The 23,661-nt window shown below is 68.9% G+C and carries 21 protein-coding genes; 15 read left to right on the top strand and 6 right to left on the bottom strand.

The window, feature by feature from the left end:
* Positions 1–120: 120 nt before the first annotated feature.
* Together NF4_RS01645 and NF4_RS01640 are read left to right on the top strand one after the other, a co-directional pair.
* Positions 121–825: an NUDIX hydrolase gene (locus tag NF4_RS01645; RefSeq protein ID WP_232330267.1), complete on the top strand. Its 705-nt coding sequence runs from the start codon at positions 121–123 to the stop codon at positions 823–825.
* Positions 822–2,015: a MarP family serine protease gene (locus NF4_RS01640; protein WP_030524207.1), complete on the top strand. Its 1,194-nt coding sequence runs from the start codon at positions 822–824 to the stop codon at positions 2,013–2,015. Before NF4_RS01645 ends, NF4_RS01640 begins: the two co-directional genes overlap by 4 nt.
* A gap of 60 nt (positions 2,016–2,075) precedes the next feature.
* Here NF4_RS01640 and NF4_RS01635 read toward each other — a convergent pair whose 3' ends face one another.
* From NF4_RS01635 to acs, 4 genes are all read right to left on the bottom strand, one after another.
* A complete protein-coding gene (locus tag NF4_RS01635; RefSeq protein WP_063125528.1) occupies positions 2,076–3,044 on the bottom strand; it encodes an alpha/beta fold hydrolase in 969 nt (322 codons plus the stop codon).
* A gap of 49 nt (positions 3,045–3,093) precedes the next feature.
* Positions 3,094–3,594: a phage holin family protein gene (locus NF4_RS01630; protein WP_063125527.1), complete on the bottom strand. Its 501-nt coding sequence runs from the start codon at positions 3,592–3,594 to the stop codon at positions 3,094–3,096.
* Between the two features lie 37 nt (positions 3,595–3,631).
* On the bottom strand, positions 3,632–4,846 hold the full coding sequence (gene nhaA / locus NF4_RS01625; protein ID WP_063125526.1) for a Na+/H+ antiporter NhaA: 1,215 nt from the start codon (positions 4,844–4,846) through the stop codon (positions 3,632–3,634).
* Between the two features lie 373 nt (positions 4,847–5,219).
* On the bottom strand, positions 5,220–7,175 hold the full coding sequence (gene acs / locus NF4_RS01620; RefSeq protein ID WP_063125525.1) for an acetate--CoA ligase: 1,956 nt from the start codon (positions 7,173–7,175) through the stop codon (positions 5,220–5,222).
* A 276-nt stretch (positions 7,176–7,451) separates the two neighbouring features.
* Here acs and NF4_RS01615 point away from each other — a divergent pair, with 276 nt between their 5' ends.
* The 5 genes from NF4_RS01615 to NF4_RS01595 all read left to right on the top strand — a co-directional run bounded on the left by NF4_RS01615 (position 7,452) and on the right by NF4_RS01595 (position 13,528).
* Complete coding sequence (locus NF4_RS01615) at positions 7,452–9,065, top strand: peptide ABC transporter substrate-binding protein (RefSeq protein WP_063125524.1); 1,614 nt, start codon at positions 7,452–7,454, stop codon at positions 9,063–9,065.
* Between the two features lie 40 nt (positions 9,066–9,105).
* Positions 9,106–10,032, top strand: coding sequence for an ABC transporter permease (locus NF4_RS01610; RefSeq protein ID WP_063125523.1), 927 nt, complete (start codon positions 9,106–9,108; stop codon positions 10,030–10,032).
* A gap of 14 nt (positions 10,033–10,046) precedes the next feature.
* Positions 10,047–11,009 carry an ABC transporter permease gene (locus tag NF4_RS01605; protein ID WP_063125522.1) on the top strand — a complete coding sequence of 321 codons (963 nt, stop codon included), beginning with the start codon at positions 10,047–10,049 and terminating at the stop codon, positions 11,007–11,009.
* A 37-nt stretch (positions 11,010–11,046) separates the two neighbouring features.
* Positions 11,047–12,690: a dipeptide ABC transporter ATP-binding protein gene (locus NF4_RS01600; protein WP_063125521.1), complete on the top strand. Its 1,644-nt coding sequence runs from the start codon at positions 11,047–11,049 to the stop codon at positions 12,688–12,690.
* Between the two features lie 91 nt (positions 12,691–12,781).
* Positions 12,782–13,528, top strand: coding sequence for a Fic family protein (locus NF4_RS01595; RefSeq protein ID WP_063125520.1), 747 nt, complete (start codon positions 12,782–12,784; stop codon positions 13,526–13,528).
* 454 nt (positions 13,529–13,982) lie between these two features.
* Here NF4_RS01595 and NF4_RS01590 read toward each other — a convergent pair whose 3' ends face one another.
* The gene (locus NF4_RS01590; protein WP_063125519.1) at positions 13,983–14,816 is read right to left on the bottom strand and encodes an HAD family hydrolase; all 834 of its coding nucleotides are present in this window, start codon (positions 14,814–14,816) and stop codon (positions 13,983–13,985) included.
* 363 nt (positions 14,817–15,179) lie between these two features.
* Between NF4_RS01590 and ssd the strand changes: the two genes are divergently transcribed.
* From ssd to NF4_RS01555, 7 genes are all read left to right on the top strand, one after another.
* Positions 15,180–16,286 (top strand): septum site-determining protein Ssd, encoded by a 1,107-nt coding sequence (gene ssd / locus NF4_RS01585; RefSeq protein WP_063125518.1) that lies wholly within the window; start codon positions 15,180–15,182, stop codon positions 16,284–16,286.
* Complete coding sequence (locus NF4_RS01580; protein ID WP_063125517.1) at positions 16,283–17,482, top strand: TadA family conjugal transfer-associated ATPase; 1,200 nt, start codon at positions 16,283–16,285, stop codon at positions 17,480–17,482. Before ssd ends, NF4_RS01580 begins: the two co-directional genes overlap by 4 nt.
* 149 nt (positions 17,483–17,631) lie before the next feature.
* Positions 17,632–18,303, top strand: coding sequence for a type II secretion system F family protein (locus NF4_RS01575; protein WP_232330266.1), 672 nt, complete (start codon positions 17,632–17,634; stop codon positions 18,301–18,303).
* Positions 18,304–18,481: 178 nt separating this feature from the next.
* Entirely contained in the window at positions 18,482–19,078 is a 597-nt protein-coding gene (locus tag NF4_RS01570) for a type II secretion system F family protein (RefSeq protein WP_063125720.1), read from the top strand.
* A 117-nt stretch (positions 19,079–19,195) separates the two neighbouring features.
* Positions 19,196–19,396 carry a DUF4244 domain-containing protein gene (locus NF4_RS01565; RefSeq protein ID WP_084532807.1) on the top strand — a complete coding sequence of 67 codons (201 nt, stop codon included), beginning with the start codon at positions 19,196–19,198 and terminating at the stop codon, positions 19,394–19,396.
* Positions 19,397–19,488: 92 nt separating this feature from the next.
* Positions 19,489–19,803: a TadE family type IV pilus minor pilin gene (locus NF4_RS01560; protein WP_063125514.1), complete on the top strand. Its 315-nt coding sequence runs from the start codon at positions 19,489–19,491 to the stop codon at positions 19,801–19,803.
* Positions 19,804–19,844: 41 nt separating this feature from the next.
* Positions 19,845–20,255 carry an Rv3654c family TadE-like protein gene (locus tag NF4_RS01555; protein ID WP_439956716.1) on the top strand — a complete coding sequence of 137 codons (411 nt, stop codon included), beginning with the start codon at positions 19,845–19,847 and terminating at the stop codon, positions 20,253–20,255.
* Between the two features lie 210 nt (positions 20,256–20,465).
* Here NF4_RS01555 and NF4_RS01550 read toward each other — a convergent pair whose 3' ends face one another.
* Complete coding sequence (locus NF4_RS01550) at positions 20,466–22,862, bottom strand: DEAD/DEAH box helicase (RefSeq protein WP_063125513.1); 2,397 nt, start codon at positions 22,860–22,862, stop codon at positions 20,466–20,468.
* Positions 22,863–23,295: 433 nt separating this feature from the next.
* Between NF4_RS01550 and NF4_RS01545 the strand changes: the two genes are divergently transcribed.
* Positions 23,296–23,502: a cold-shock protein gene (locus NF4_RS01545; RefSeq protein ID WP_011206895.1), complete on the top strand. Its 207-nt coding sequence runs from the start codon at positions 23,296–23,298 to the stop codon at positions 23,500–23,502.
* Positions 23,503–23,661 lie beyond the last annotated feature (159 nt).

Genomic DNA, 23,661 nt, shown 5'->3' with positions numbered 1-23,661 from the left:
GCCTTCGCTTCGGGCTCCGCCGACCGGATGTAATCCTGCCGTGGGAGGCACAGTGAGGCGATACCTCCGCCAACGCTTCGGCCTCCGTGGACCGCATGTAACCCCCGCGAGAGAGGCTCCGTGAGCGAAGATCGAGTGCCGCCCTGGCTGAGTGGGGCGGCGGGGCCGGGCCGGCCCGATTTCTCCGACACTCTGGGCCGGACGCGGGTCCTGCGGCGCACAATGGCGGGCAAGGCCCGTGAGGCTGCGGTCCTGGTGCTCTTCGCGGGTGATCCGGCCGGCGACCCGGCCGCACCCGGCGGGCTGCCCGCCGATGCCGAGGTCCTGCTCACCCAGCGCGCGTCCACCATGCGCCAGCACCGCGGGCAGGTGGCGTTCCCCGGTGGCGCCGTGGACCCCGGCGACGACGGCCCGGTCGATACCGCGCTGCGGGAGGCATGGGAGGAAACCGGTCTGGAGCGGACCGGCGTGCAGCCGATCACCACGCTGCCGAAACTGTTCGTCCCGCCGTCGCGCTTCGACGTCACCCCGGTCGTCTCCTACTGGCGCACCCCGAGCGAGGTGCGGGTGGTGGACCGGGCGGAAACCGACCGTGTGGTGCGGGTTCCGATGGCGGAGCTCCTCGACCCGGCCAACCGCTTCATGGTGCGCAGCGCGCTCGGGTACCGGAGTCCGGCCTTCCAGGTGGACGGAATGTTGGTCTGGGGGCTCACCGGCGGCATACTGGCCGGACTCATGACTTCACTGGGCTGGGAATCGGAATGGGACCGAACCGACGTGCGTGATCTGGAAGAGGCGTTGGCCGCGGTGGGGATGGTGTTGTGAGCTCGTCGGCGTGGCTCGATATAGCGGTTGTCATATTGGCTCTCCTGGCCGCCTCCTCCGGGTGGCGGCAGGGCGCGGTGGCGTCCGCACTGGCTTTTCTCGGGGTGGTGCTCGGCGCGGTCGCCGGCATCCTGATCGCCCCGCACATTCTCGTGCATATCGACGAGGGCCGCAGCCGGGTACTGGCCGGGGTCCTGCTCATCGTGCTGCTGGTGATCGTCGGCGAGGTCGCCGGCATGGTGCTGGGCCGGGCGGCGCGCAGCGGGATGACCCATCCGTTCGCGCGCGGTGCGGACAGCGCGGTCGGCGCGGTGCTGCAGACCGGCGCTGTGCTGGTGACGGCCTGGCTGCTGGCCCTCCCGCTGGCGACCTCCTCGCAGCCCGCCATCGCCTCGGCCATCAACAGTTCCCGCGTACTCGCCGACGTCAACCGGGTCGCCCCGGACTGGTTGCGCCACTTGCCCAACGAGTTCTCCAAACTGCTCAACACCTCGGGCCTGCCGGATGTGATCGGCCCGTTCGGCCGCGCGCCCATCGCCGCGGTGGAACCGCCGGATCCGAGCGTGCTGGCCAGCCCGGTCGCCGGTTCCCTGCAGCAGAGCGTGCTGCGTATCCGCGGTGTGGCACCGAGTTGCCAGCGGGCGCTGGAAGGTTCCGGGTTCGTGGTGGCGCCGGAGCGGGTGATGACCAATGCGCACGTGGTGGCCGGAACCACCAGCGTGACGGTGGATTCCGCGGCCGGACCGCTGGACGCCACGGTGGTCGAATTCGACCCGTCCATGGATATCGCGGTGCTGTCGGTGCCCGGGTTGGTCGCGCCGGTCATTCCGCAGGCGCCGGAGCCGGCCGGATCGGGTGAGAGCGCGATCGTGCTCGGCTACCCCGGCGGTGGCCGGTACACGGCGAGCGCGGCCCGGGTGCGCGAGACGCTGGACCTGACCGGTCCCACCATCTACCGGGACGGCACGGTGGAACGTGAGGTGTACACCGTGCGCGGCTCGGTGCGGGCCGGGAATTCGGGTGGACCACTGGTCGATACCGAGGGCAAGGTGCTGGGCGTGGTGTTCGGCGCCGCCGTCACCGACGACGACACCGGTTACGTGCTCACTCTCGACGAGGTCCGGGAGCGTATCGATATCGCACCCTCGGCCAGTTCGCCGGTGGACACCGGTCCCTGCGTACTGAGCTGACGGCGGGAGCCGGCCGGGTCGGCCGGCTCCCGCCGGAGGCGCGGCGGTCCCGCAAAGCCGTCAGGCGTAACGACCCGGCCTTCGCCGGTCCGTCCCGGCGAGCAGTTTCGCGATCTCCGCGGTGACCGCGTCCGGGTTTTCCAGATGCGCGAAATGCGCGGCGTCCCGGATGGTGACCACCCGGCGATGCGGTGACAGCTGCGGGCCGCGGTGCACGGTGGCGGGCAGAATGTAGCGGTCGAATTCGCCGCGCATGGAGACCACCGGGATATCGATCGGCTGACGCATCACGGCCATGAACCGGCGACCGTCGGCCCGCCACTGGCTGCGGAATGCCCAGCGCCGGTATTCCAGCCCGCAGTGGGCGGCCCCGGGAATCTGGATGGCCGAACGCATCCGGTTCGCGCTGTCGGCGAATTCCGCGGTGCGCGTCCAGGACCGCGCGCCGCGGTCGGCCAGGATTCGCACCGCACCCGCACCGTCGTCGCGGGTGAGCCGGTGTTCGGGGTAGCGGGGAAGCTGGTCGCGCAGGAACTCCGGTAACCACGCTCGCCGCTGGGTGTTGTCCCGCAGTACCGAACTCTTCAGGGCCGCCGGATGCGGCGAGGACACCACCGCGATCGACCGAACCAGCCGTGGGTGCAGGACCGCGGTCGCCCAGCAGACCAGTCCACCGTCCGCATGCCCGACCAGAGTCGCGCCGGTGTGCCCGAGCGCGCGGATCAGCCCGGCGATATCACCGGCCAGCGTCCAGCCGTCGTAGCCGCGCGGCGGCTTGTCGCTGTCGCCGTAGCCGCGCAGGTCGACCGCGACCACATGGTTGCCGAGTTCGGCGAGTGCGGTGAGCTGATGGCGCCACGACCACCAGAAGTCCGCGAACCCGTGCAGCAGGACGACCAGCGGCGCGTCCGGATGCTCCGGTCCGGCACTCGCGATGTGCAGGCGTATCCCGTTGGCGTGCACATCGCGGTGCGTCCAGGGGCCGCCGAAGCGCACGCTGGACGGGTCCGGTGGAAAGTTCGACGCCACGTCGTCCGAGCGTAGTGAACGCCGGGGCGCCGCGGTGTGCCGGTCCCGACTACCGCTGCGTGGTCTTCTCCAGCGCGCTGGGCTCGTCGTGGCTGCCGAACCCGGAGGGCAGGACGGTACGGGTCTGCTTGAGCGAATCGATGGTCTTCTCCGGCGCGCGCAGCTTCTTCACCTTGCGGTAGCCGAGGAACGCCAGCAGCGCGGTCACCAGGATCATGAGCGCGAAGACGATCCAGAACGCGGCCCACCGGGTGAGCCAGATGTCCAGGGTCTCGGCCACGGCGAAGAAGAGGAAGAAACTGCTGAACAGCAGCACGGTCAGTGCGCCGATGAAGAAGACGCTGCCCTGCATGCCCTTCTTGATCTCACCGGTGACCTCGGCCTTGGCCAGGGCCACCTCGGCGCGGACCAGGGTCGAGACCTGCTCGGAGGCGTCGCGGACCAGACTGCCGAAACTGGCCGATGCGTGCGGGTCGATCTGGGACAGCGGAATCGAGGTGACCGTGCCGCCTCGTACACCGTCTCCGTTACCGCCCTGTGTGACACTCACGTGGTCGACCCTCTCCCTGTCCCGATCCTGCTCGGTCTTACTGTTCTGGTTCTAGCGCATCCGCGTCGCGCCGTGCTCGGTGGACACGCCCACGCCGCAACAGTAGCGCCGAACCGGCCAGCGATGCGGCCATGGACGTCACCAGGACCGCGGCCTTGGCGAGTTCGGCGGAATCGGGATGGTCCTCCAGTGCCAGTTCCGCCACCAGCAGGCTAACGGTGAACCCGATCGCACCCAGCACCGACAGGGCGAACATGTCCCGATAACCCAGATGTGCAGGCCGTTCGGCGATTCCGGTGCGGACGGCCAACCAACTGATCCCGAAGATGCCGGTGGTCTTGCCGATGAGCAGACCGAGAATGATCGCCAGCGACAGCCGGTCGGTGAACAGATCGCCGAAAACTTCCGCGTTGATCGGCACCCCGGCCGCGAAGAGCGCGAACAGTGGTACGCACAGCCCGGCCGAAATGGGTTGGAACCGGTGCTCCCAGCGGGCGGCCGGGGCTTCGGCTTCGCCCTCGTCCGGGCGGACCCGGGTGAGCAGCCCACAGGCCACGCCCGCCAGCGTCGGATGGATATGCGCTTCGTGCAGCGCATACCAGCAGACCAGGGCCAACGGAATGTAGATCAGCGGGGAGGTCCACCGTTTGTGTTGCGCGAACCACCAGCCCGCGCAACAGGCCAGCGCGGCCGCCAGCCAGGTGAAAGCCAAGCCGGTGGTGAACAGCACCGCGATGAGCACGATCGCCATCAGATCGTCGACAACAGCCAGGCTCAGTAGGAAGACTCGTGCGCTGGCCGGGATCCGGGAACCGGTCATGGCCAGCACCGCGAGGGCGAAGGCGATATCCGTGGCGACCGGAATCGCCCAGCCGCGGTCCATCCCGTCGACCCCGAAGCCCACCGTGTAGGCGATGATCGCCGGAGTCACCACCCCGCCGGCGGCCGCGATGATCGGGAGCGCGGCGCGTTTGGGGTCGGCGAGTTCGCCCACGACGAGTTCGCGTTTGAGTTCGAGACCGGCCACGAAGAAGAAGACCGCGAGCAGTCCGTCTTTCACCCAGTCGGCCAGGGTGAGATCGAGATGCAGTGGCGGGATGGTCAGGTGCGTTTCGCTCAACGTGAGGTAGCTCTGACCCCACGGCGAGTTCACCCACAGCAACGCCACGGCGGCCGCCACGAGCAGTAGTGCGCCGCCAACGGTTTCGGTCCGCAGATATCGGTTGAGTTCCGCCCGGGGGTTGGTGAGCACAGGAAAACCTCTCGGTCGAACGGACGTCTACCGCGCCCGCCGTGGAAGTTTCTTCCGTAGACGCGCGCCCATCTCGCCGACCAGACTTCCCGGCACACCTTCGGCAATTGTATTGGCGTCGCCTCCGGCGCTACGGATCGGGGCCCTCGGGACCCCTGTTACGGACGCCGACCATCCGGTGAAGACGGGAGGTGCATGTGGATGTGCACTTCGATCAACCCGAGGAGGTTCGCGGCCTGCCGGTGCTCGATGGTCGCCGTTCTGTGAACGGTCGACGGCACGCGTTCGGAAACCGAAGCGGGCGCCGGCCACGGAAGCCGACCGGCCGGAGAAGGCCGTAGGTTCGCGTGGGCGGCGCCCGGATCGGTTTCGGTCAGTCGGTCCGGCCGGCCCGGATGGATTCGAAGACCTGCGGATCGACCAGGGTCGAGGTATCACCGAGTTCCCGGCCCTCGGCCACATCGCGCAGCAGCCGGCGCATGATCTTGCCGCTGCGGGTCTTCGGCAGTTCGGGCACCACATGGATCTCCCGCGGGCGGGCGATCGGACTGATCTCGCGGGCCACCTCGGCCTTGAGTTCGTCGACCATCGTGGCCCCGGTATCGGTGGCCTCGGCGGTGAGGATCACGAAGGCCACGATGCCCTGACCGGTCGTCTCGTCGCTGGCGCCGACCACCGCCGCCTCCGCCACGCCGGAGTGCCCGACCAGCGCCGATTCCACTTCGGCGGTGGAGATGCGGTGACCGGAAACATTCATCACATCGTCGACCCGGCCCAGCACCCAGAGGTCGCCGTTGACATCGAGTTTGGCGCCGTCGCCGGCGAAGTACCAGCCCTGGTCGGCGAAACGATCCCAGTAGGTGGCCCGGTACCGCTCCATATCGCCCCAGATACCCCGCAGCATCGACGGCCACGGCTGGTCCAGTACCAGATAGCCATTGGCCTCGGTCTCGCCGCGCCGCACGGTCTTGCCCTCTTCGTCGACCACCGCGGCCGAGACGCCGGGCACGGGGGTCATGGCGGCGCCCGGTTTGGTCGCGGTGATACCGGGCAGCGGCGAGATCATGATGGCGCCGGTCTCGGTCTGCCACCAGGTGTCCACGATCGGGGCGGTGCCGGAGCCGATTACGTCCCGGTACCAGCGCCAGGCCTCCGGGTTGATGGGTTCGCCGACCGAACCGAGCACGCGGATACTGGACAGATCGTGCGCGTCGGGGATCTGGCGGCCCCATTTCATGAAGGTACGGACCAGCGTCGGCGCCGTGTAGTAGATCGTGACGCCGTACTTCTCGATGGTCTGCCAGTGCCGGTGCTCGTCGGGGAAATTCGGCGTGCCCTCGTAGAGGACCTGGGTGGCGCCGTTGGCCAGCGGTCCGTAGACGATATAGCTGTGCCCGGTCACCCAGCCCACATCGGCGGTGCACCAGTACACGTCGGTTTCGGGTTTGTGGTCGAAGACCACCCGGTGGGTGTAGCTGGTCTGGGTGAGGTAGCCGCCGCTGGTGTGCAGGATCCCCTTGGGCTTACCGGTGGTCCCCGACGTGTACAGGATGAACAGGGGATGCTCGGCATCGAAGGCCTGCGCCTCGTGGACCGGATCGGCCTGCGCGACCGTCTCGTGCCACCACAGGTCGCGGCCTTCGGTCCACTCGACCTCGGTGCCGACCCGGCGGACCACCAGGACGTGCTCGACGCTGGAGGGCACATCGCCCTTGGCGAGCAGCGCCTCGTCGACGGCTTCTTTCAGCGGTGCGGGAGTACCGCGTCGCCACTGACCGTCGACGGTGATGACCAGCCGCGCTTCGGCGTCGTCGATCCGCTGGCGCAGCGCGGTCGGCGAGAAACCGGCGAAGACCAGCGAATGCGGCAGCCCGAGCCGGGCGCAGGCCAGCATCGCCACAATGGTCTCGGGGATCATCGGCATATAGATCGCGACCCGGTCGCCCGCCGTCAGCCCGAGTTCGGTCAGGTAGTTGGCGGCCCGGCTCACCTCGGCGAGCAGATCGGAATAGGTGATGGTGCGGGAATCGCCCGGCTCGCCCTCCCAGTGCAGCGCGACCTTGTCGCCGCGCCCCTCCAGTACATGGCGGTCCACGCAGTTGTAGGCGACATTGAGCCGGCCGCCGACGAACCATTTCGCGACCGGTGCGTCGGTCCAGTCGAGTACCTGGTTCCACCGCTCGTGCCAGTGCAGGCAGTCGGCCTGCTCGGCCCAGAACGCTTCGCGGTCCTGCGCGGCACGCTCGTAGATACCGGCATCGACATTCGCCGCGGCAGCGAACTCCGCACTCGGCGGGTAGGCGTCCGGGTGATCGGCGGTTTCGGTCATCTGAGTCACTTCCTTCGCGTTACCTGCACCATAAGGGCCATATGTGACCCTAGACTCTCGCTCCGGCCCGCCGAGGTGATCCCGGGACGAATGGTCGCCGGTGACCGGTGAGCGGCAGTCGGCAGCCGACGAACGGCCACCTCGCCGCGCGGTCGCGGCGGTCGCGCCGTCGATACGAGAGTTGACGAACCCGGCAGGATCGCGCAGCGGACCCTATAGTCTGCTGACAACTCTGCGGGGTGCCGAGGCCGTGGTCGTGACGAGCCGGGAGGGTGTGTGAGGGGATCGTCGTGGGTGCTGCGGGCGGCCGCCCTGGTACTCGTTCTGGTCGGCGCGACGGTACTGCCCGCCTGCACGGTGACACCGGCCCTGGGTGAATCGATTGCGGTCAACGGTTCCGAACCACAGAACCCGCTGGTCCCGTCGAATACCAACGAGAACGGTGGCGGGCGCATCGTGGACCGATTGTTCGCCGGACTGCGCCGCATCGCGGCGGACGGCAGTCTGCACGACGAGGTCGCCGAATCCATCGAGACCACCGATCAGCAGTTCTACCGGATCCGGCTGAAACCCGGCTGGACGTTCTCCGACGGTTCTCCGGTGACCGCGCATTCGTTCGTCGACGCCTGGAACTACGGCGCCCTGATCACCAACGCGCAGCTGCAGAGCTACACCTATGCGCCGATCGCCGGGTTCGAGGATGTACAGGCCGACCCGCCCCGGGCGCGAACCATGTCGGGGCTGCGGGTGCTCGACGATCTCACCTTCACCGTCGCCCTGAAAGAGCCCACCATCGACTTCCGGACCCGGCTGGCCTATGCCCCGTTCTATCCGCTGCCCGCAGCCGCGTACACGGATATGGAGGCGTTCGGGCAGCGACCGATCGGTAACGGGCCGTACCGCTTCGCGGCCGCCGACGCCTGGCAGCACGATGTGAAACTGGACTTGGTGCCCAACGAGAGCTACCGGGGCGGGCGTCCGGCCCGTAACAAGGGCCTGACCTTTGTGTTCTATTCGGACTTCGACGCCGCCTACGCCGATCTGCTGGCCGGCAACCTGGACGTGCTGGATACGGTCCCCTCCAGCGCGCTGACCGTGGTGGACGACGATCTGGGGGAGCGGGCGGTCTCGGCCCCGACCGCGCAGAACCAATGGATCGGCACCCAGCCGGGCCTGCCGCATTTCGGCGGTGAGGAGGGCCGGCTGCGCCGGCACGCGATCTCCATGGCCATCCAGCGGCAGGCCATCGGCGACAAGATCTTCCGGGGCACCCGCGCCCCCGCCCGCGACTACACCTCCCGGGTGCTCCCGGGCTACGACGCCGATCTGCCGGGCGCGCAGCTGCTGGACTACAACCCCGACGAGGCACGCCGGCTGTGGGCGAAGGCCGACGAGATCTCGCCGTGGTCCGGGCGTTTCGAAATCGCCTACAACGCCGACGGCGACCATCAGGCGTGGGTGGACGCGGTCGCCAACAGCATCAAGAACACCCTGGGTATCGAGGCCGTGGGCGCGGCCCTGCCGACGTTCAAACAACTGCGCGATCAGATCACCACCCGGACCGTCGGAAAAGCGTTCCGGTCGGGCTGGCAGGGCGACTATCCGACCATGCTCCAGTTCCTGGAGCCGGGTTTCCTGAGCAACTCCGAGACCAACGATTTCGACTACCACAACCCGGAATTCGACGCGCTCGTAGCGGCCGCCGAGGCGGCGTCCACCGAGGCCGAATCGTGGGCGCTGGTGGGCCGCGCGCAGACGCTGCTGTTGCGGGATATGCCGACGATCCCGATCTTCGACTACGTCAACTCGGCCGGCTACTCCGAGCGGGTGCGCGGTGTCGTCTTCGGCTGGAACGGCCTGGCCGATTTCGAGAACATCGAGCTGATATGACCGCCGCCGGCGAATCCTCGCCCCGACCGCAGGAGTGCCCATGGCGTGGTATGTAGTGCGGCGTCTGCTGCAGATGATCCCGGTGTTCTTCGGCGCGACCCTGCTCATCTACTTCCTGATCTATAAGATCTCCGGCGGCTCGGTCGCCGCGCTGGCCGGTGACCGCACCCTCACGCCCGCGCTGGAGGCACAACTGAAGGCGCGCTACCACCTCGACCGCTCCTTCCTGGTGCAGTACTTCTACTATCTGAAGGGCATCTTCACCTTCGATCTCGGCACCACGTTCTCCGGGCGTTCGGTGAAAGACGAACTGGCCCGCGCCTTTCCGATCACCATCCGGCTCACGCTGCTGGCGCTGTTGTTCGAGGCGGTGTTCGGCGTGCTGTTCGGGACGCTGGCCGGGCTGCGCAAGGGCAAGCTGTTCGACTCCACCATGCTGGTGCTGAGCCTGGTGGTGATCGCGGTGCCGGTGTTCGTCCTCGGTTTCCTCGCGCAGTACCTGCTGGGCGTCGAATGGGGGATCGCGCCGGTCACCGTCGGTGCCGATGCGAGCTGGGGTCGCTTGATCGTGCCGGCGCTGGTGCTCGGCTCGTTGTCCTTCGCCTATGTCCTGCGGCTGACCCGCAACGCCGTGGCCGAGAACCGGGACGCCGACTATGTGCGTACCGCCACCGCCAAGGGCCTGCCGCGACGCCGGGTGGTCCGGGTGCACATCCTGCGCAATTCGCTCATCCCGGTGGTCACCTTCCTGGGCGCCGATCTGGGCGCGCTGATGGGCGGTGCGATCGTGACCGAGGGCATCTTCAACATCCCGGGCGTCGGCGGCACCCTCTATCAGGCGGTTGTCCGGGGGGAAGCCCCGACGGTGGTCTCGTTCGTCACGGTCCTGATCGTGGTGTTCCTGCTCGCCAACCTGCTGGTGGACCTGCTGTACGCCGTGCTCGATCCGCGGATTCGCTATGCCTGAACAGGAGTGCGGTCATGTCCGATGAGAAGCCGGCCCGTCCGATCAGGCCCGACCGGCAACGCTGGGTCGCCGCGGCGGACGCCGTCACCGTCGAAACCACCGATCGGGTGCGGGTGGCGGGCGCCCCGCGGGGATTCTGGGGGCAGGCCTGGCGCGGTCTGCGTCGCAATCCGCTGTTCCTGATCTCGATGGCGCTCATCGCCCTGGTCCTGGTGGTCGCGGCCTTTCCGGGGCTGTTCACCGATCAGGACCCGCGCTACTGCGTGGTCGACAACAGTCTGCTGCCGCCCAGTTCGGCGCACTGGTTCGGATTCGACCTGCAGGGCTGCGATATCTATGCCCGTACCGTCTACGGGGCGCGGGCCTCGGTCCTCGTCGGGGTCGGCGCGGCGCTGCTGTTCGTGTTGATCGGCGCGACGCTCGGCGCGCTGGCCGGTTATTACGGTGGCCTGCTCGATTCGGTGATATCCCGGGTCTCCGAGATCGTGTACGCCGTCCCGCTGATGCTCGCCGCCATCGTGCTGATGCAGCTGTCGACCACGCGCACGGTCGGGCTGGTGATCGTCACCCTCGCCGGTTTCACCTGGCCGCAGGCGGCCCGGATCGCCCGCGGTGCGGTGATCGCCGCGAAGAACAGTGAATACGTACTGGCGGCCCGGGCGCTCGGCGTCTCCCGCTTCGGCATCCTGGTCCGGCACGTGCTGCCGAACTCGCTGGGCCCGGTGATCGTGGTGACCGCGATCTGGCTCGGGGTCTTCATCGTCACCGAGGCCACACTGTCGTTTCTGGGTGTCGGCCTGCCGCCCACCGAGGTCTCCTGGGGCGCCGATATCGCCACCGGTCAGCAGCAGTTGCGCGGCGGTTCGCTGATCCTGTTCTATCCGGCCACCGCGCTGGCGCTGACGGTTCTCGGTTTCATCATGCTCGGTGACGCACTCGGCGACGCCCTGGATCCGAAGGGCCGGGCGTCGAGGTGATCACTGTGGGCGAGCGGATTCGAGGCGGGGAGCAGATATGACCGACGATGCCCGGGCAGAGCGTCCGCTGCTGCGGATCCGGGATCTGCGGATCGCGTTCGGAGCCGGGGACAACCGGGTGGACGCGGTACGCGGTGTCGACCTCACGGTGTACCCCGGGGAGACGGTGGCCATCGTCGGCGAGAGCGGTTCCGGAAAATCGACCACCGCGCACGCGATCATCGGCCTGCTCCCGCGCGCCGGTCGGATCCTCGGGGGCAGTATCGAATTCGACGGCACGGAACTGACCGGCGCGGCCGAATCACGCCTGGTGGAGCTGCGGGGCACGAGAATCGGTTTCGTTCCGCAGGACCCGATGTCGAACCTCGATCCGGTGCACAAGATCGGATTCCAGATCCGGGAAACCCTCGCGGCCAACGGTATCGCCCACGGCCGCGCCGCTCGGGATCGGGCGGTGGAGCTGCTGCGCTCCGCGGGGATACCGGATCCGGAGCAGCGGGTCGACCAGCACCCGCACGAGTTGTCCGGCGGCCTACGGCAGCGCGCGTTGATCGCGATGGCGTTGTCGGGACGTCCCGGGCTCCTGATCGCCGACGAACCGACCTCCGCTCTCGATGTCACCGTGCAGCGCCGGATCCTCGACCATATCGACAGCCTCACCGGTCAATTCGGGACGGCGATGCTGCTCATCACCCATGATCTCGGCCTGGCCGCCGAACGCGCCGAACACCTGGTGGTGATGTATCGCGGCCGGGTGGTGGAATCGGGGCCCGCGCTGGAACTGTTGCGCGATCCGCGGCACGAGTACACCCGCAAACTGGTCGAATCGGCGCCGTCCCTGGCGGCCGCCCGGCGGTCGGAGCGATTTCGCGAACTCACCACCCGGGATGCCGTCCTGGTGGCCGACCGGCTCACCAAGAGATATCGGACCCGCGGTTCGGTGCCGTGGCGATCCGGAGAATCCGTTGCCGTGGAGGATGTTTCGTTCACCCTGCACCGTGGGCGTACCACCGCGCTGGTCGGGGAGTCGGGGTCCGGCAAGTCCACGGTCGCGCAACTGGTGCTCGGTCTGCTGGAACCCAGTTCCGGATCGGTCGTCTTCGACGGCGGGGATATCGGTCGCCTGAAGGGGCGCGAGCAGACCCGGTTCCGCCGCCGGGTGCAACCGATCTTCCAGAACCCGTACGCCTCGCTGGACCCCCTGTACTCGATCCATCGTTGTATCGACGAACCGTTGCGAACCCATGGGATCGGCACCCGCGCCGAACGGGAGAGCCGGGTCCGCGAACTGCTGGAACACGTCGCGCTGCCCAGTAGCGTGCTGGACCGCTATCCCGACGAGCTCTCCGGCGGCCAGCGGCAGCGCGTCGCCATCGCGCGCGCCCTGGCCCTGGAACCCGAACTGCTGGTCTGCGACGAAGCGGTCTCGGCGCTCGACGTCCTGGTCCAGCAGAACATCCTGGATCTGCTCACCCGGCTCCAGGACGAACTGGGCCTGACCTATCTGTTCATCACCCACGATCTGGCGGTGGTCCGTCAGCTCGCCGACGAGGTCCTGGTGATGCACCAGGGCCGGATCGTCGAAGCGGCGCCGGTCGGGGAAATCTTCGAATCCCCACGCGAGGAGTACACCCGCCGCCTGCTCGAGGCCATCCCCGGCCGCGAACTGCTCACCGGCTGAACCCGGCCGCTACCGTCGCCGGCGGCGAGGCGGTTCTCGCCTGCGGGGCTGGCGCTCGGGCCGGGATCCGGCGGCGGTAGCGTGCTCATCCGTGACCGATCCGCTCGCGCCGCTCATCGAACTGCCCGGGGTCCGGGCCGCCGCCGACAAGGCCCGCGATGCGCTGGCCGAGGTCCACCGGCACCGCGCGAACCGCCGCGGCTGGGCCACCACCGCCGCCGAAGCCTCCGTGCGCGCCGCCCGCTCGTCGGCGGCGCTGGCGGGCGGTAGTACGGAGTTGCCGGCCGACGGCGCGATCAGCGACCCGATCCTGGCCGGTGCGTTGCGGGTGGGGCAGGCACTCGACGGCGACGCGCTGCGCAACCTGGTCGGCATCTGGGAGCGCGCGCCGCTGCAGGCACTGGCCCGGTTACACCTGCTGGCGGCCGCCGATCTGGTCGCCGAGGAGAACGAATTGGGTCGTCCGCGCGCCGACGGCGGCGTCGCGGAACGCCTGGATGTGCTGGCGCAGACGCTGCTCACCACCTCTGCGCCCGCACCGGTCACCGCGGCCGTGGTACACGGTGAGCTGCTGACCCTGAAACCGTTCGGTTCCGCCGACGGACTGGTCGCGCGGGCCGCCTCCCGGCTGGTGACAGTGGCCAGCGGGCTCGACCCTCGCTCGCTCGGCGTGCCCGAGGTTTTCTGGCTGCGTCGGCGGCAGGCCTACCTGGACGCGGCGGCCGGCTTCGGGTCGGGGACCGCCGAGGGTGTCGGCGGCTGGGTGCTGTTCTGCTGCGGTGCGCTCGAGGACGGCGCGCGGGAAGCGACATCGATAGCGGACGCCGCTGCCGGCTGATCAGGGCGCGTACCCGCGGGCAGATCTCCCCCGGAACGTCAAAGCGGGCGGTGTGGTCGTCAGACCTCACCGCCCGCGAGCACGGACTACCTGGTTACCATGCGTGCTGGTATGGGTTGTGTTCTCCGGCCTCGGCGTTCCTCCGGGCTCCGCAGCAGCTCATCCCCGCAGCTATGCGAGGCCATCGCCGGCAACGGACCAGATTTCGCAGGCCCACAACGCTTCTGCCCTTGTCGCGGCGAGCTCCGCGTGGGTGCCGGTGTCCGTGCTGGGAAGGAGAGGTCGGGAGACTGAGCCTTCTCTTCCGGCTCCGCCTTGGCCTTCCTTCCTTCCGTACCTCCATTTCTACACTGTGATTGCACTCACATCAAGGGCTGACGCAACTTCGTGGAACAAATGGAAATCGGACACATCGGTCGGAGCATTATGCTATAAGTCCAGGTCGCATGGGTGTTCATCGCCGTCGCAGCAGTCGGTAGGTCACTGCTCCCGCGACAAGCGCACTGACCGCGACGGCGAGTCCCGTGGTCACTGTCTTCGACGGCGCCTGAAAGCGTGACCACAGTGAGACCGGGTTGGAGAAGCCGAGCACGGGCCAACCCCGGTTCGTTGCCTCGCGGCGCAGACCGCGGTCGGGGTTGACCGCGGTGGGGTGGCCGACCGCGGTCAGCATCGGCAGATCGGTGATCGAATCGGAATACGCATAGCAGCGCGCGAGGTCGTAACCCTCTGCCGCGGCGAGCTTCTCGATCGCGGTGACCTTTCCTTCGCCGTAGCAATAGAAGTCGACCGCGCCGGTGTACTTGCCGTCCACGACCTCCATCCGGGTCGCGGCGGTATGGGTGGCGCCCAGTGCTTCGGCGATCGGGGCCACCACTTCCTCGCCCGAGGCGGAGACGATCACCACATCGTGTCCGCGAATGCGGTGGTCGGCGATGAGGTCGACGGCCTCCGCGTAGATCAGCGGGTCCACCAGCTCGTGCAGGGTCTCCGCCACGATCGACCGGATCTGGGCGACATCCCAGCCGGCGACCATATCGGTGAGGTGTGCCCGCATCCGCTCCATCTGATCGTGGTCGGCGCCGGAGAGCAGGAACATGAAGTGGGCGTAACTGCTCTCCAGGACGGCCCGTCGATTGATCAGACCCTGATCGAAGAACGGTTTGCTGAACACGTAGGTACTCGATCTGGCTATCACCGTCTTGTCCAGATCGAAGAAGGCGGCGATGCGGCCGTTCTGGTGGTGCCGATCGCCGGGAGATGGTGTCGTTTTACCGGAGCCCGTCACCGCTCCAGGATAGGCATCAGCGTGTCGCGTGTCGTGCCCGCTATGCGCCCACACGTGTGCTGACCAGTGGTTTTCCCATCCATAGGGGAGTGAGGGTGACCTGTGGAACTTCTTTGTTGTCGGGCTTGCGTTCCCGCCCGTTCTTGGGTGTAGTATTGCTGGCACCTGGACATGTTCCAGGCGTGTTCAGCCCGACCCCCCGGGGCTGAACCCCGACGGCCCCAGCCTCCTCCCCCCCCGGCTGGGGCCGTCCTCTATTCAGGGGACGGGCGCCGGTTCCGAAAAGTTCTCCACAGCCCGCGAGTTGTCCACAATCGCCGCGGCCACCGGTTCCAGCAGGTCCGAACGGGCGAAGCTGGGCCCATGGATCACGACGCGACGCCCACCACCGGGGAGCCACCCGCTGTGCTGGTGCTCATCCGGGACGACCGGTTACGCGAGGAAGTTCGCCGGGTCGCCGCCGCGGCCGGCCGGCGAATCGACGAAGCCGAGGCGCCGGTCGGCAGGCATCCCTGGTCGGCGGCACCACTCGTGGTGCTCGACACCGAGGCCGCCGTGGTGTCCGCGGGTACGGCGCCCCCACGGCGCAGTGGCGTGGTGACCGTCACCGACGGTGAACCCGGGCTGGCCGATTGGCAGGCGGCCGCGGTGATCGGAGCAGAACAGGTGCTCGCTCTCCCGGCCGCCGCGGTCGGGCTCATCGAGAAATTCGCCGAATACGGAGAACAGCGCACCGACGGCGGAGTCGTGATCGCCCTGGCCGGTGCGGGCGGCGGCGCCGGGGCATCAGTCCTCGCCGCCGCGACCGCGCTGCGCTCGGCCACCGCCGGGTTCCGGCCGCATACGGTGCTGGTCGACGGCGCGCCCCGCGGCGGAGGCCTCGATCTGCTGCTCGGCATCGAAGGCGCGCCGGGCCTGCGCTGGCCGGATCTGGTCGTGGACGACGGCCGGGTTGCCGCGGCGGAACTGCACAATGCGCTCCCGGCCGCGGGCGGCGGGCTGTCGGTGCTGTCCAGCGGCCGGGGCCGGGGCCGGACCGGCCCCATCGGCGCGGCCGCCGTGCACGCGGTGGTCGAAGCCGCGCGGGGCGCGGGCGATCTCGTGGTGTGCGATATCTCCAGCGAGCGCGGTCCGCATACGGACCGGATACTCGATGCCGCCGATCTCGTGGTGCTCGTCGTGCCCGCGCAGCTGCGCGCGGTGGCGGCAGCCGGTGCCGCGGCGGAATGGATCGCGCAGCGCAACCCCAACCGCGGCCTCGTGGTGCGCGGTCCGGCGCCCGGCAACCTGCGCGGCCACGATATCGCCGCCGTCCTGGAACTGCCGCTGCTGGCGGCGGTCCGGGCGCAACCGGGCCTGGCCGCCCGGCTCGAACGCCGGGGTCTGCGGCTACGCCGCGGGCCCCTGCGGGACGCCTGCGATGCGGTACTGGCGGTGCTGAGCCCACCCGATACGCGGCGGGCCGGATGAGCGCCGGCGCCGAACACCCCGGGGTGGTGACGACCGAACTGCTGGAACGGGTTCGGGAACGACTGGCCGGAGACCGCGCGGAACCCGAACCCGCACGGGTCGCGGCGGCCATCCGCGCCGAAGCCGGGGGCATGCTCGGGGATACCGACCTGCTGCGCGCCCTCCGGCTGCTGCAGACCGAACTCACCGGAGCAGGTGTGCTCGAACCGCTGCTGCACGATCCCGCGGTCGCCGATGTGCTGGTCACCGCTCCGGACGCGGTGTGGATCGATCGAGGCCGCGGGGTCGAGCGGACCTCGACGACCTTCCCCGACGAAGCCGCCGTGCGCCGGCTGGCACAGCGCCTGGCCCTCTCGGCGGGCCGTCGCCTCGACGATGCCCAGCCATGGGTCGACGGGCAGTTGTCCGGCCGGGAACTGGTACTGGGGCAGAGCTTCGGTGTACGGCTGCACGCCGTGCTCGCCCCCATCGCGCGCGGTGGCACCTGCCTGTCGCTCCGGATCCTGCGTCCGGCGACCCAGGGTCTGGACGCACTTTTCCGATCCGGCGCAGTGCCGTCCGGCGCGAAAGTTCTGCTGCAACAGATTGTGCGCGCTCGCCTGGCCTTCCTCGTGGTCGGGGGCACCGGTGCGGGGAAGACCACCTTGCTCTCCGCGCTGCTCGCCGAGGTGGACCGGGGGGAGCGCATCATCTGCGTCGAGGACGCGGCCGAACTCGCACCGCCGCACCCGCATGTGGTCCGGCTGGTGGCCCGGCCGCCCAATATCGAAGGGGCGGGGGAGATCACTTTGCGTGATCTGGTTCGGCAGGCGTTGCGTATGCGTCCCGATCGCATAGTGGTCGGCGAAGTGCGCGGTGCGGAGGTTGTCGACCTGCTCACCGCGTTGAACACCGGGCACGACGGCGGCGCGGGGACGGTTCACGCCAATTCGATCCGGGAGGTGACCGCGCGGCTCGAGGCGCTGGCCGGGCTGGGCGGAATGGACCGGCCGGCGCTCCACAGTCAATTGGCCGCCGCCGTGCACGTGGTGCTGCATGTCCGGCGGCGCGCCGACGGGTTCCGGTATCTCGCGGAAATCGGTGTGGTGCAGCGGGACAACGCCGGCTGGGTGGAGATCCGCCCGGCATGGCGCGCGGCCGGCCCGGCACCTGCCGCCGGGGTGCTGCAGGCTGTGCTCGCGGAACGGACCGGGTGATGTTCCCGGTCGTGATAGCGGTCGGCCCGGTCGCGGCGGCTTTGGGATGTACCGCTCTGGCGCTGTTGCTCGCACCGGGTCCCGTGGGCAGGCGGCGATTCGGCAGCGTGTTCGGAGTCCGCACAGCACACGCTTTTCCGACGCGGTGGGTGATACGCGGAGCGAGCGGTATCGGATGTGCGCTGGCGTTCGCACTGGGGAGCGGCAGCCTGATGGCCGCGCTGCTCGTCGCGGGCACTGTCGCGGTGCGGCTGCGCCGCTCCCGCCGAGTTCGTCTGCACCGCATCGAGTGCGGACACCTTCTCGACGGGCTCGAGGCCGTGGTCTCCGAACTTCGCGTGGGCGCGCACCCGAGTGCCGCGGCCGCGGTCGCCGCCCGGGAGAGCGGCGGTATCGCGGCGGCGGCCTTCGCGGTCGGTTCGGCGCGCAGCAGGCTGGGCGGGTCCGGTGCGGAGGGATTGCTCCGTCCCGACTCGGTGATCGCCGCCGAGCTGGGACGTGTGGCCGATGCCTGGCAGGTCGCCGAGCGGCACGGTCTGGCTCTGGCCGAACTCCTGGCGTCGGCCCGCGCCGACCTCGCCGCCCGGATCGGATTCCGGAGCCGGACCGACGCTTCGCTGGCCGGGGCTCGCGCCACCGCGGCGATTCTGGCGGCGCTACCGGTGCTGGGTGTCGGTCTGGGGCAGTTGATGGGGGCCCATCCGCTCCAGGTGCTGTTCATCTCTCCGGCGGGCCGCTTCCTCCTGCCGCTCGGCGTCGGCCTGGCCTGTGCCGGGGTGCTCTGGGCGGACGAAATCACCTGGAGGGTGGCCCCGCGGTGAACCCGGACATGCCGACTCCATCCGACGCGCCGCCACGTGGACCTTCTTCCGGCGGGGGACACCCGGTATGCGAAGCGGCGCCTCGGGCAGATCCACCGAATCCGATTCGGCGGATGCGGACTGCGCCGGATCGATGTCCGCCCGGTCGGCCTCATCGAACGACACCGAAAGGAATGCGATGCCGATTCACGGCTGGCCGTTCATCCTGCTGTCGGCAGCAATACTGTTGATACCGGCCCCGGCGCCCGCGGTCGCCCGGTTGAGCCCCGGCACGGCTCCCCGGTGGGTGCGGTCCCGGAAACCCGTCGCGGCCGCCGACCCGGTCGCGATCGCGACGCTGTTCGATCTGCTGGCCGCCTGTCTACGGGCCGGTTTGCCGACCGCCGCCGCGCTGCGCGCGGTCGCGCCGGCCGCAGCCGATTCGCTGGCGGATCGGCTGCAGCGGGTGGCCGATCTGCTCGCCCTCGGTGCCGACCCGGCCGTGGCGTGGGCTCCCACCGAGACCGGCGGCCCCAGCGCTCCCGAATTCGACGCGCTCGCCCGGCTGGCGCGACGTTCGGCCCGCTCGGGCTCGTCACTGGCCGCGGCCATCGGCGAACTCGCCGAGGAGCGCCGCACCCAGGTGGAGGAAGCGGCGACCGCGCGGGCCGAACGGGCCGGCGTCCTGATCGGCGGACCCTTGGGCCTGTGCTTCCTACCGGCGTTCATCTGCCTCGGCATCGTGCCGGTGATCATCGGCCTGGCGGGTGGGGTGCTCGGCGGGGGCCTGCTGTGACTCCGCGGCCGACGGCGGATATCGAGATGTGCTCGTACGGAACGGCTGTGCGAGCCGAGGAGAGAGGGGGTCGGGGTGCTGATGAGCCGAACGACGATGTGGAACGCACGGGATGTGATGCGGGGAGCATGGCGAAGGGCGAACGCTCGGCTGCTGCGCGTGCTGTCGGAGGAGGAGGGGATGAGCACCGTCGAGTACGCGATCGGGACCATCGCCGCGGCCGCTTTCGGCGCGGTGTTGTACACCGTGGTGACCGGCGAGAGCATCCCCGACGCGCTGACCGGAATTATCGAGAAGGCGCTGAACACCAGCGTCTGAGGTATCCGGTCGGCCCACCGGACGCCGGCGCCGTCGACGGCAAAGGGGCCGGCGGTGCGTTCCGGCGCCCGGTCACCGGCGAGACCGGGTCGGTGACCGTCGAAGCGGCGATCGCACTCGCCGCGATCGCCGCTACCGCCACGTTGTGTGTGGGAGCGGTGCTCGCGGCGGTGACCCAGGTGCGGTGCGTGGATGCCGCGCGTGAGGCGGCCCGGCTGGCCGCCCGTGGCGATCGCGGTGCCGCGGAGGTCGCCGCGCGCGGGGTGGCACCGGAGGGGGCGGATATCTCGGTGCGCTACGAGGGCGGTCGGGTGATCGCTGTCGTAGCGTCCGATACTCCGCTGTTACCGGTTCTCCGGCTGCGCGCCGAGTCGGTGGCCGCGACCGAGCCGGATCCGGGCCCGTGAGCCAACGAAGCCGAATGCCGCCGGATCGGGGTGCGCGCTGCGTGCGTGCGGTCCGGGCGGCTCGGCCCCCCGGTCCGATCGGGTATCGGACACGGCATCCGGAAGGAGAGGAAGGCTCGGCGACGGTCACGGCATGTCTGGCGCTCGCGGGCTTGATCGTGGTGACCGTGCTCGTCGTCCAGTTCGGCGGGGTGGTCGTGGCGCGGCACCGGGCGCAGGCCGCGGCGGATCTCGCCGCCTTGGCCGCCGCGGCGGAACTGTGGAACGGCGCGGAAGCCGGATGTGCGGCGGCGGAATCACTCGGCCGGCGTATGGCGGCTCATCTCGCACGGTGCGAGATAGACGGCTGGGATGCTGTGATCACGGTCGAAGAAAAAGTACCGTTGGGTCCGTTCGGGACGCGGAGTATACGAGCGGTTGCGAGAGCCGGGCCGGTCGGAGAAGCGACGTGATCGCGCTATGCCGAATTTTGTTAACGGCGAATACTCTATTCACTTAGCGACGGCAATTAATGGCCCGTTATCCGCATTCATCATTTGTTCCGGAATTGATACGAAAGGGGCCTGTGTAGCTACCGACCGGTTCTTTAGCAACAATGCAGTTAATATGATGCTTATCCTCTTAATTCGATGGCCCGGCGGGCGTACTGTGCACGCTCCGGCTCACCCGGCAACGCCCTGACCACCAGGTTGCCCCATAGTCGCGGTGCATCGACGCTCTCCGCCCGTCAGCTCAGCGAGAATCGCGGTCAACAACCGGATCGCCCCCGCTTTTTCGAGGGGATCATTGCCGTTCCCGCATTTGGGCGACTGTACGCAGGATGGGCACCCGCTACGGCAGGAGCACGCCTCGACCGCCGCCAGGGTGGCGGAGAGCCAGTGCCGCAGCATCGTGTAGCCGCGCTCGGCGAACCCCGCCCCGCCGGGCTGCCCGTCGTACACGAAAACTGTGGGCAGACCGGTATCGGCGTGCTGAGCTGTGGAAACCCCGCCGATATCCCATCGGTCACAGGTCGCCACCAGCGGCAACAAGCCGATCGCCGCGTGTTCGGCGGCATGCAGGGCGCCCGGTACCGCCGCGGCATCGATCCCGGCTCGGCCCAGCAGTTCCGGCGTCACGGTGTATAGCACGGCGGTGGTGGGCAGTGTCTGCTCGGGCAGGTCGAGTTCCACCAGGTCGAGGACCTCCCCGGTGACCAGGGTGCGCAGGTAGCCCACCACCTGGCTGCGTACCGTCACGTCCGCGAAAGCCGCGGTGACCTCGCCGAAGGTCGTGCTCTCGCGCATCGCGTCCAGCGTGAGCGAGGTGATCCGGCGGGCACTGGTGGTCCAGCCCGGGGTATCGGCGCGGACCAGGGCGACACCGCCTTCGAGGTCCAGTTCCTCGACCACATAACTTTCGCCCTGGTGCAGGTGGACGGCACCTTCGTGCAGGGTGGCCGGGGCCCTTCCGGCGTCCGCCGTGCCGAGGAGGCGTCCCGTCTCGGCCACCACGATCGCGACCTGGGTACCGATGCCACCGCGGACGTCGACCTCAGCGTGCGGCGGTTCGGCGCCCGTATAGAACCACCGGCTGCCGCCTGCGGCTTCTCGTCGCCGGACAAGCCCCTGACCTGCTAATTCTGTAAGTACTCCAGGGGCGCCGAACGCTCGGGCCTCCTCGTCGGCGATGGGCAGTTCCATGGCCGCGCAGAGCAGTTGCGGACCGAGTACATACGGGTTCGAGGGATCGATGATGCTCGCTTCGACCGGGCGGTCCAGCAGGGCTTCGGGATGGTGCACGAGATAGGTGTCCAGGGGGTCGTCGCGGGCCACCAGCAGGGCCAGTGCGCCCTGCGTCCGGCGCCCGGCCCGGCCGATCTGCTGGCGGAACGAGGCGACCGTGCCGGGAAATCCGGCCAGGACCACGGCGTCCAGGCCGGCGATGTCCACCCCGAGTTCCAGGGCATTCGTGGTCGCCGCGGCCAGCAGGGACCCGTTCGAAAGCCCGGCCTCCAGGGCGCGCCGGTCCTCGGGCAGATATCCACCGCGGTAGGCGGCGACACGTTCTGCCAGTTCGGGGTCGATTTCGGTGAGGCGCTGCCGGGTGTGGACGGCGATCAGCTCGGCCGCCCGGCGCGACCGCGCGAAGGTCAGCGTCCGCGCTCCCTCCAGGACCAGGTCGGCGGTGATACGTGCCGCCTCCGTGGTGGCGCCGAGCCGCACGGGCGCACCGTTCTCCCCGGTCACCGCGGTGAGCAGCGGCGGTTCCCAGAACGCGACGGTGCGCGGCCCGCGCGGCGACCCGTCCTCGGTCACCGCCACGCAGTCGGCGCCGACCAGCCTGGACGCTGCCGCGGCCGGATCGGCCGCCGTCGCGGAGCAGAGGACGAATACCGGATCGGCGCCGTAGTGGGCCGCCAGCCGGCGCAGGCGGCGCAGGACCAGCGCCACATGGGAACCGAACAGTCCCCGGTAGGCGTGGCACTCGTCGACCACTACGTAGCGCAGCCGGCGGAAAAAGCGTGACCAGCTGCGATGCGAGCGCAGCAGGCTCAGGTGCAGCATGTCCGGGTTGGTGAAGAGCCAGCGGGCCTCGGCGCGCACCCACTGCCGGATCTCGGTGGGGGTGTCGCCGTCGTAGGCGGCGACGGGGATCCGGCGCAGGGATCCGTGCCGGGTGAGTTCGCCGACCATTCGGAGCTGATCGGCGCCCAGCGCCTTGGTCGGGGCCAGATACAGCGCGGTCGCCCGCTGGTCCTCGTGCAGTGCGGTGAGAACGGGGAGCTGGTATCCGAGCGATTTTCCGGACGCCGTCCCGGTCGCCACCACTACGTGCTGTCCACCGGCGGCCTGGTCGGCGGTGGTCGCCTGGTGGCTCCACGGTGCTTCGATACCTTCCGCACGCAGCGCGTTCACAACTTCCGGTGCCGACCAGGCCGGCCAATCGGCCGGTGTGGCGGCCCGGCCGGGTATCTCGGCGATATGGGTCAGACGCGAATCAGTGGCCGGAACGCCGTCGAGGACACGATTCAGCAACGATCGCCCATAGGACGGATCGCGCCGGATCTCTCGGGTCATGCCTGGGCGCCTTCCGGGTCTTCGAACAATGTGAAACACCGCCGTCCGCCTCGTGTCACCTGCGAGTTCGATACCCAATAGCGATCTGGGTCACAACCGGGTACGCGGTCCGGGCGCTGGTTATCGGAAGGCAAACATACCGGAGGTTCAGATTCGGACGGACTAACCCTTACCCCCGCATTCGCGAGATCATTTTTTTTGCAAATTGTCGGTAACTCCGCTGTTGAATTTCCCAAAGACATGGTTCACTGGTTCTCGGTCGCAAGCTTCTGTGTTCGAGGGACGGATGCAAAGTCCTAACCCTGGCAGGATCGATGTTGCGAACGGCATACGTTGGCCCCCCATAGGAGTCCAGAGTAACGCCGACCGCAACAGGCCCGGTGGACGAAACCCAGTTGTCCGCCGTTCCCAGTAAGAAAAGAGAAGGAACAGAATGGCACAGGGAACTGTGAAGTGGTTCAACGCGGAGAAGGGCTTCGGCTTCATCGCGCCCGAAGACGGCTCTGCGGACGTCTTCGTCCACTATTCCGAGATCCAGGGTTCGGGCTTCCGTACCCTCGAAGAAAATCAGAAGGTCGAGTTCGAGGTTGGCCAGGGCACCAAGGGCCCCCAGGCCACCGGAGTTCGCGCGCTCAGCTGAGCGAGTCCACCTCCCAGTTCGTCCCTCGCCTCCCGTAACGGGAGCGAGGGACGAACTATATGTGGAGTATGCGTTCCTCCGCGTTCGCTCCGGCCGTGCGCTCTTTGCGTTCCTCCGCGTTCGCTCCGGCCGTGCGCTCTTTGCGTTCCTCCGCGTTCG

It is taken from the genome of Nocardia fusca NBRC 14340 (genome assembly GCF_001618425.1).
Lineage (GTDB): Bacteria > Actinomycetota > Actinomycetes > Mycobacteriales > Mycobacteriaceae > Nocardia > Nocardia fusca.
This window is presented reverse-complemented; position numbering and strand designations above follow the sequence as displayed.

Coding starts and splice junctions, on each gene's coding strand:
- acs (WP_063125525.1), bottom strand. CDS start 7,175: ATGACCGAAACCGCCGATCACCCGGACGCCTACCCGCCGAGTGCGGAG.
- NF4_RS01610 (WP_063125523.1), top strand. CDS start 9,106: ATGGCGTGGTATGTAGTGCGGCGTCTGCTGCAGATGATCCCGGTGTTC.
- NF4_RS01605 (WP_063125522.1), top strand. CDS start 10,047: ATGTCCGATGAGAAGCCGGCCCGTCCGATCAGGCCCGACCGGCAACGC.
- NF4_RS01600 (WP_063125521.1), top strand. CDS start 11,047: ATGACCGACGATGCCCGGGCAGAGCGTCCGCTGCTGCGGATCCGGGAT.
- ssd (WP_063125518.1), top strand. CDS start 15,180: ATGGATCACGACGCGACGCCCACCACCGGGGAGCCACCCGCTGTGCTG.
- NF4_RS01580 (WP_063125517.1), top strand. CDS start 16,283: ATGAGCGCCGGCGCCGAACACCCCGGGGTGGTGACGACCGAACTGCTG.
- NF4_RS01570 (WP_063125720.1), top strand. CDS start 18,482: ATGCCGATTCACGGCTGGCCGTTCATCCTGCTGTCGGCAGCAATACTG.
- NF4_RS01565 (WP_084532807.1), top strand. CDS start 19,196: ATGCGGGGAGCATGGCGAAGGGCGAACGCTCGGCTGCTGCGCGTGCTG.
- NF4_RS01550 (WP_063125513.1), bottom strand. CDS start 22,862: ATGACCCGAGAGATCCGGCGCGATCCGTCCTATGGGCGATCGTTGCTG.
- NF4_RS01545 (WP_011206895.1), top strand. CDS start 23,296: ATGGCACAGGGAACTGTGAAGTGGTTCAACGCGGAGAAGGGCTTCGGC.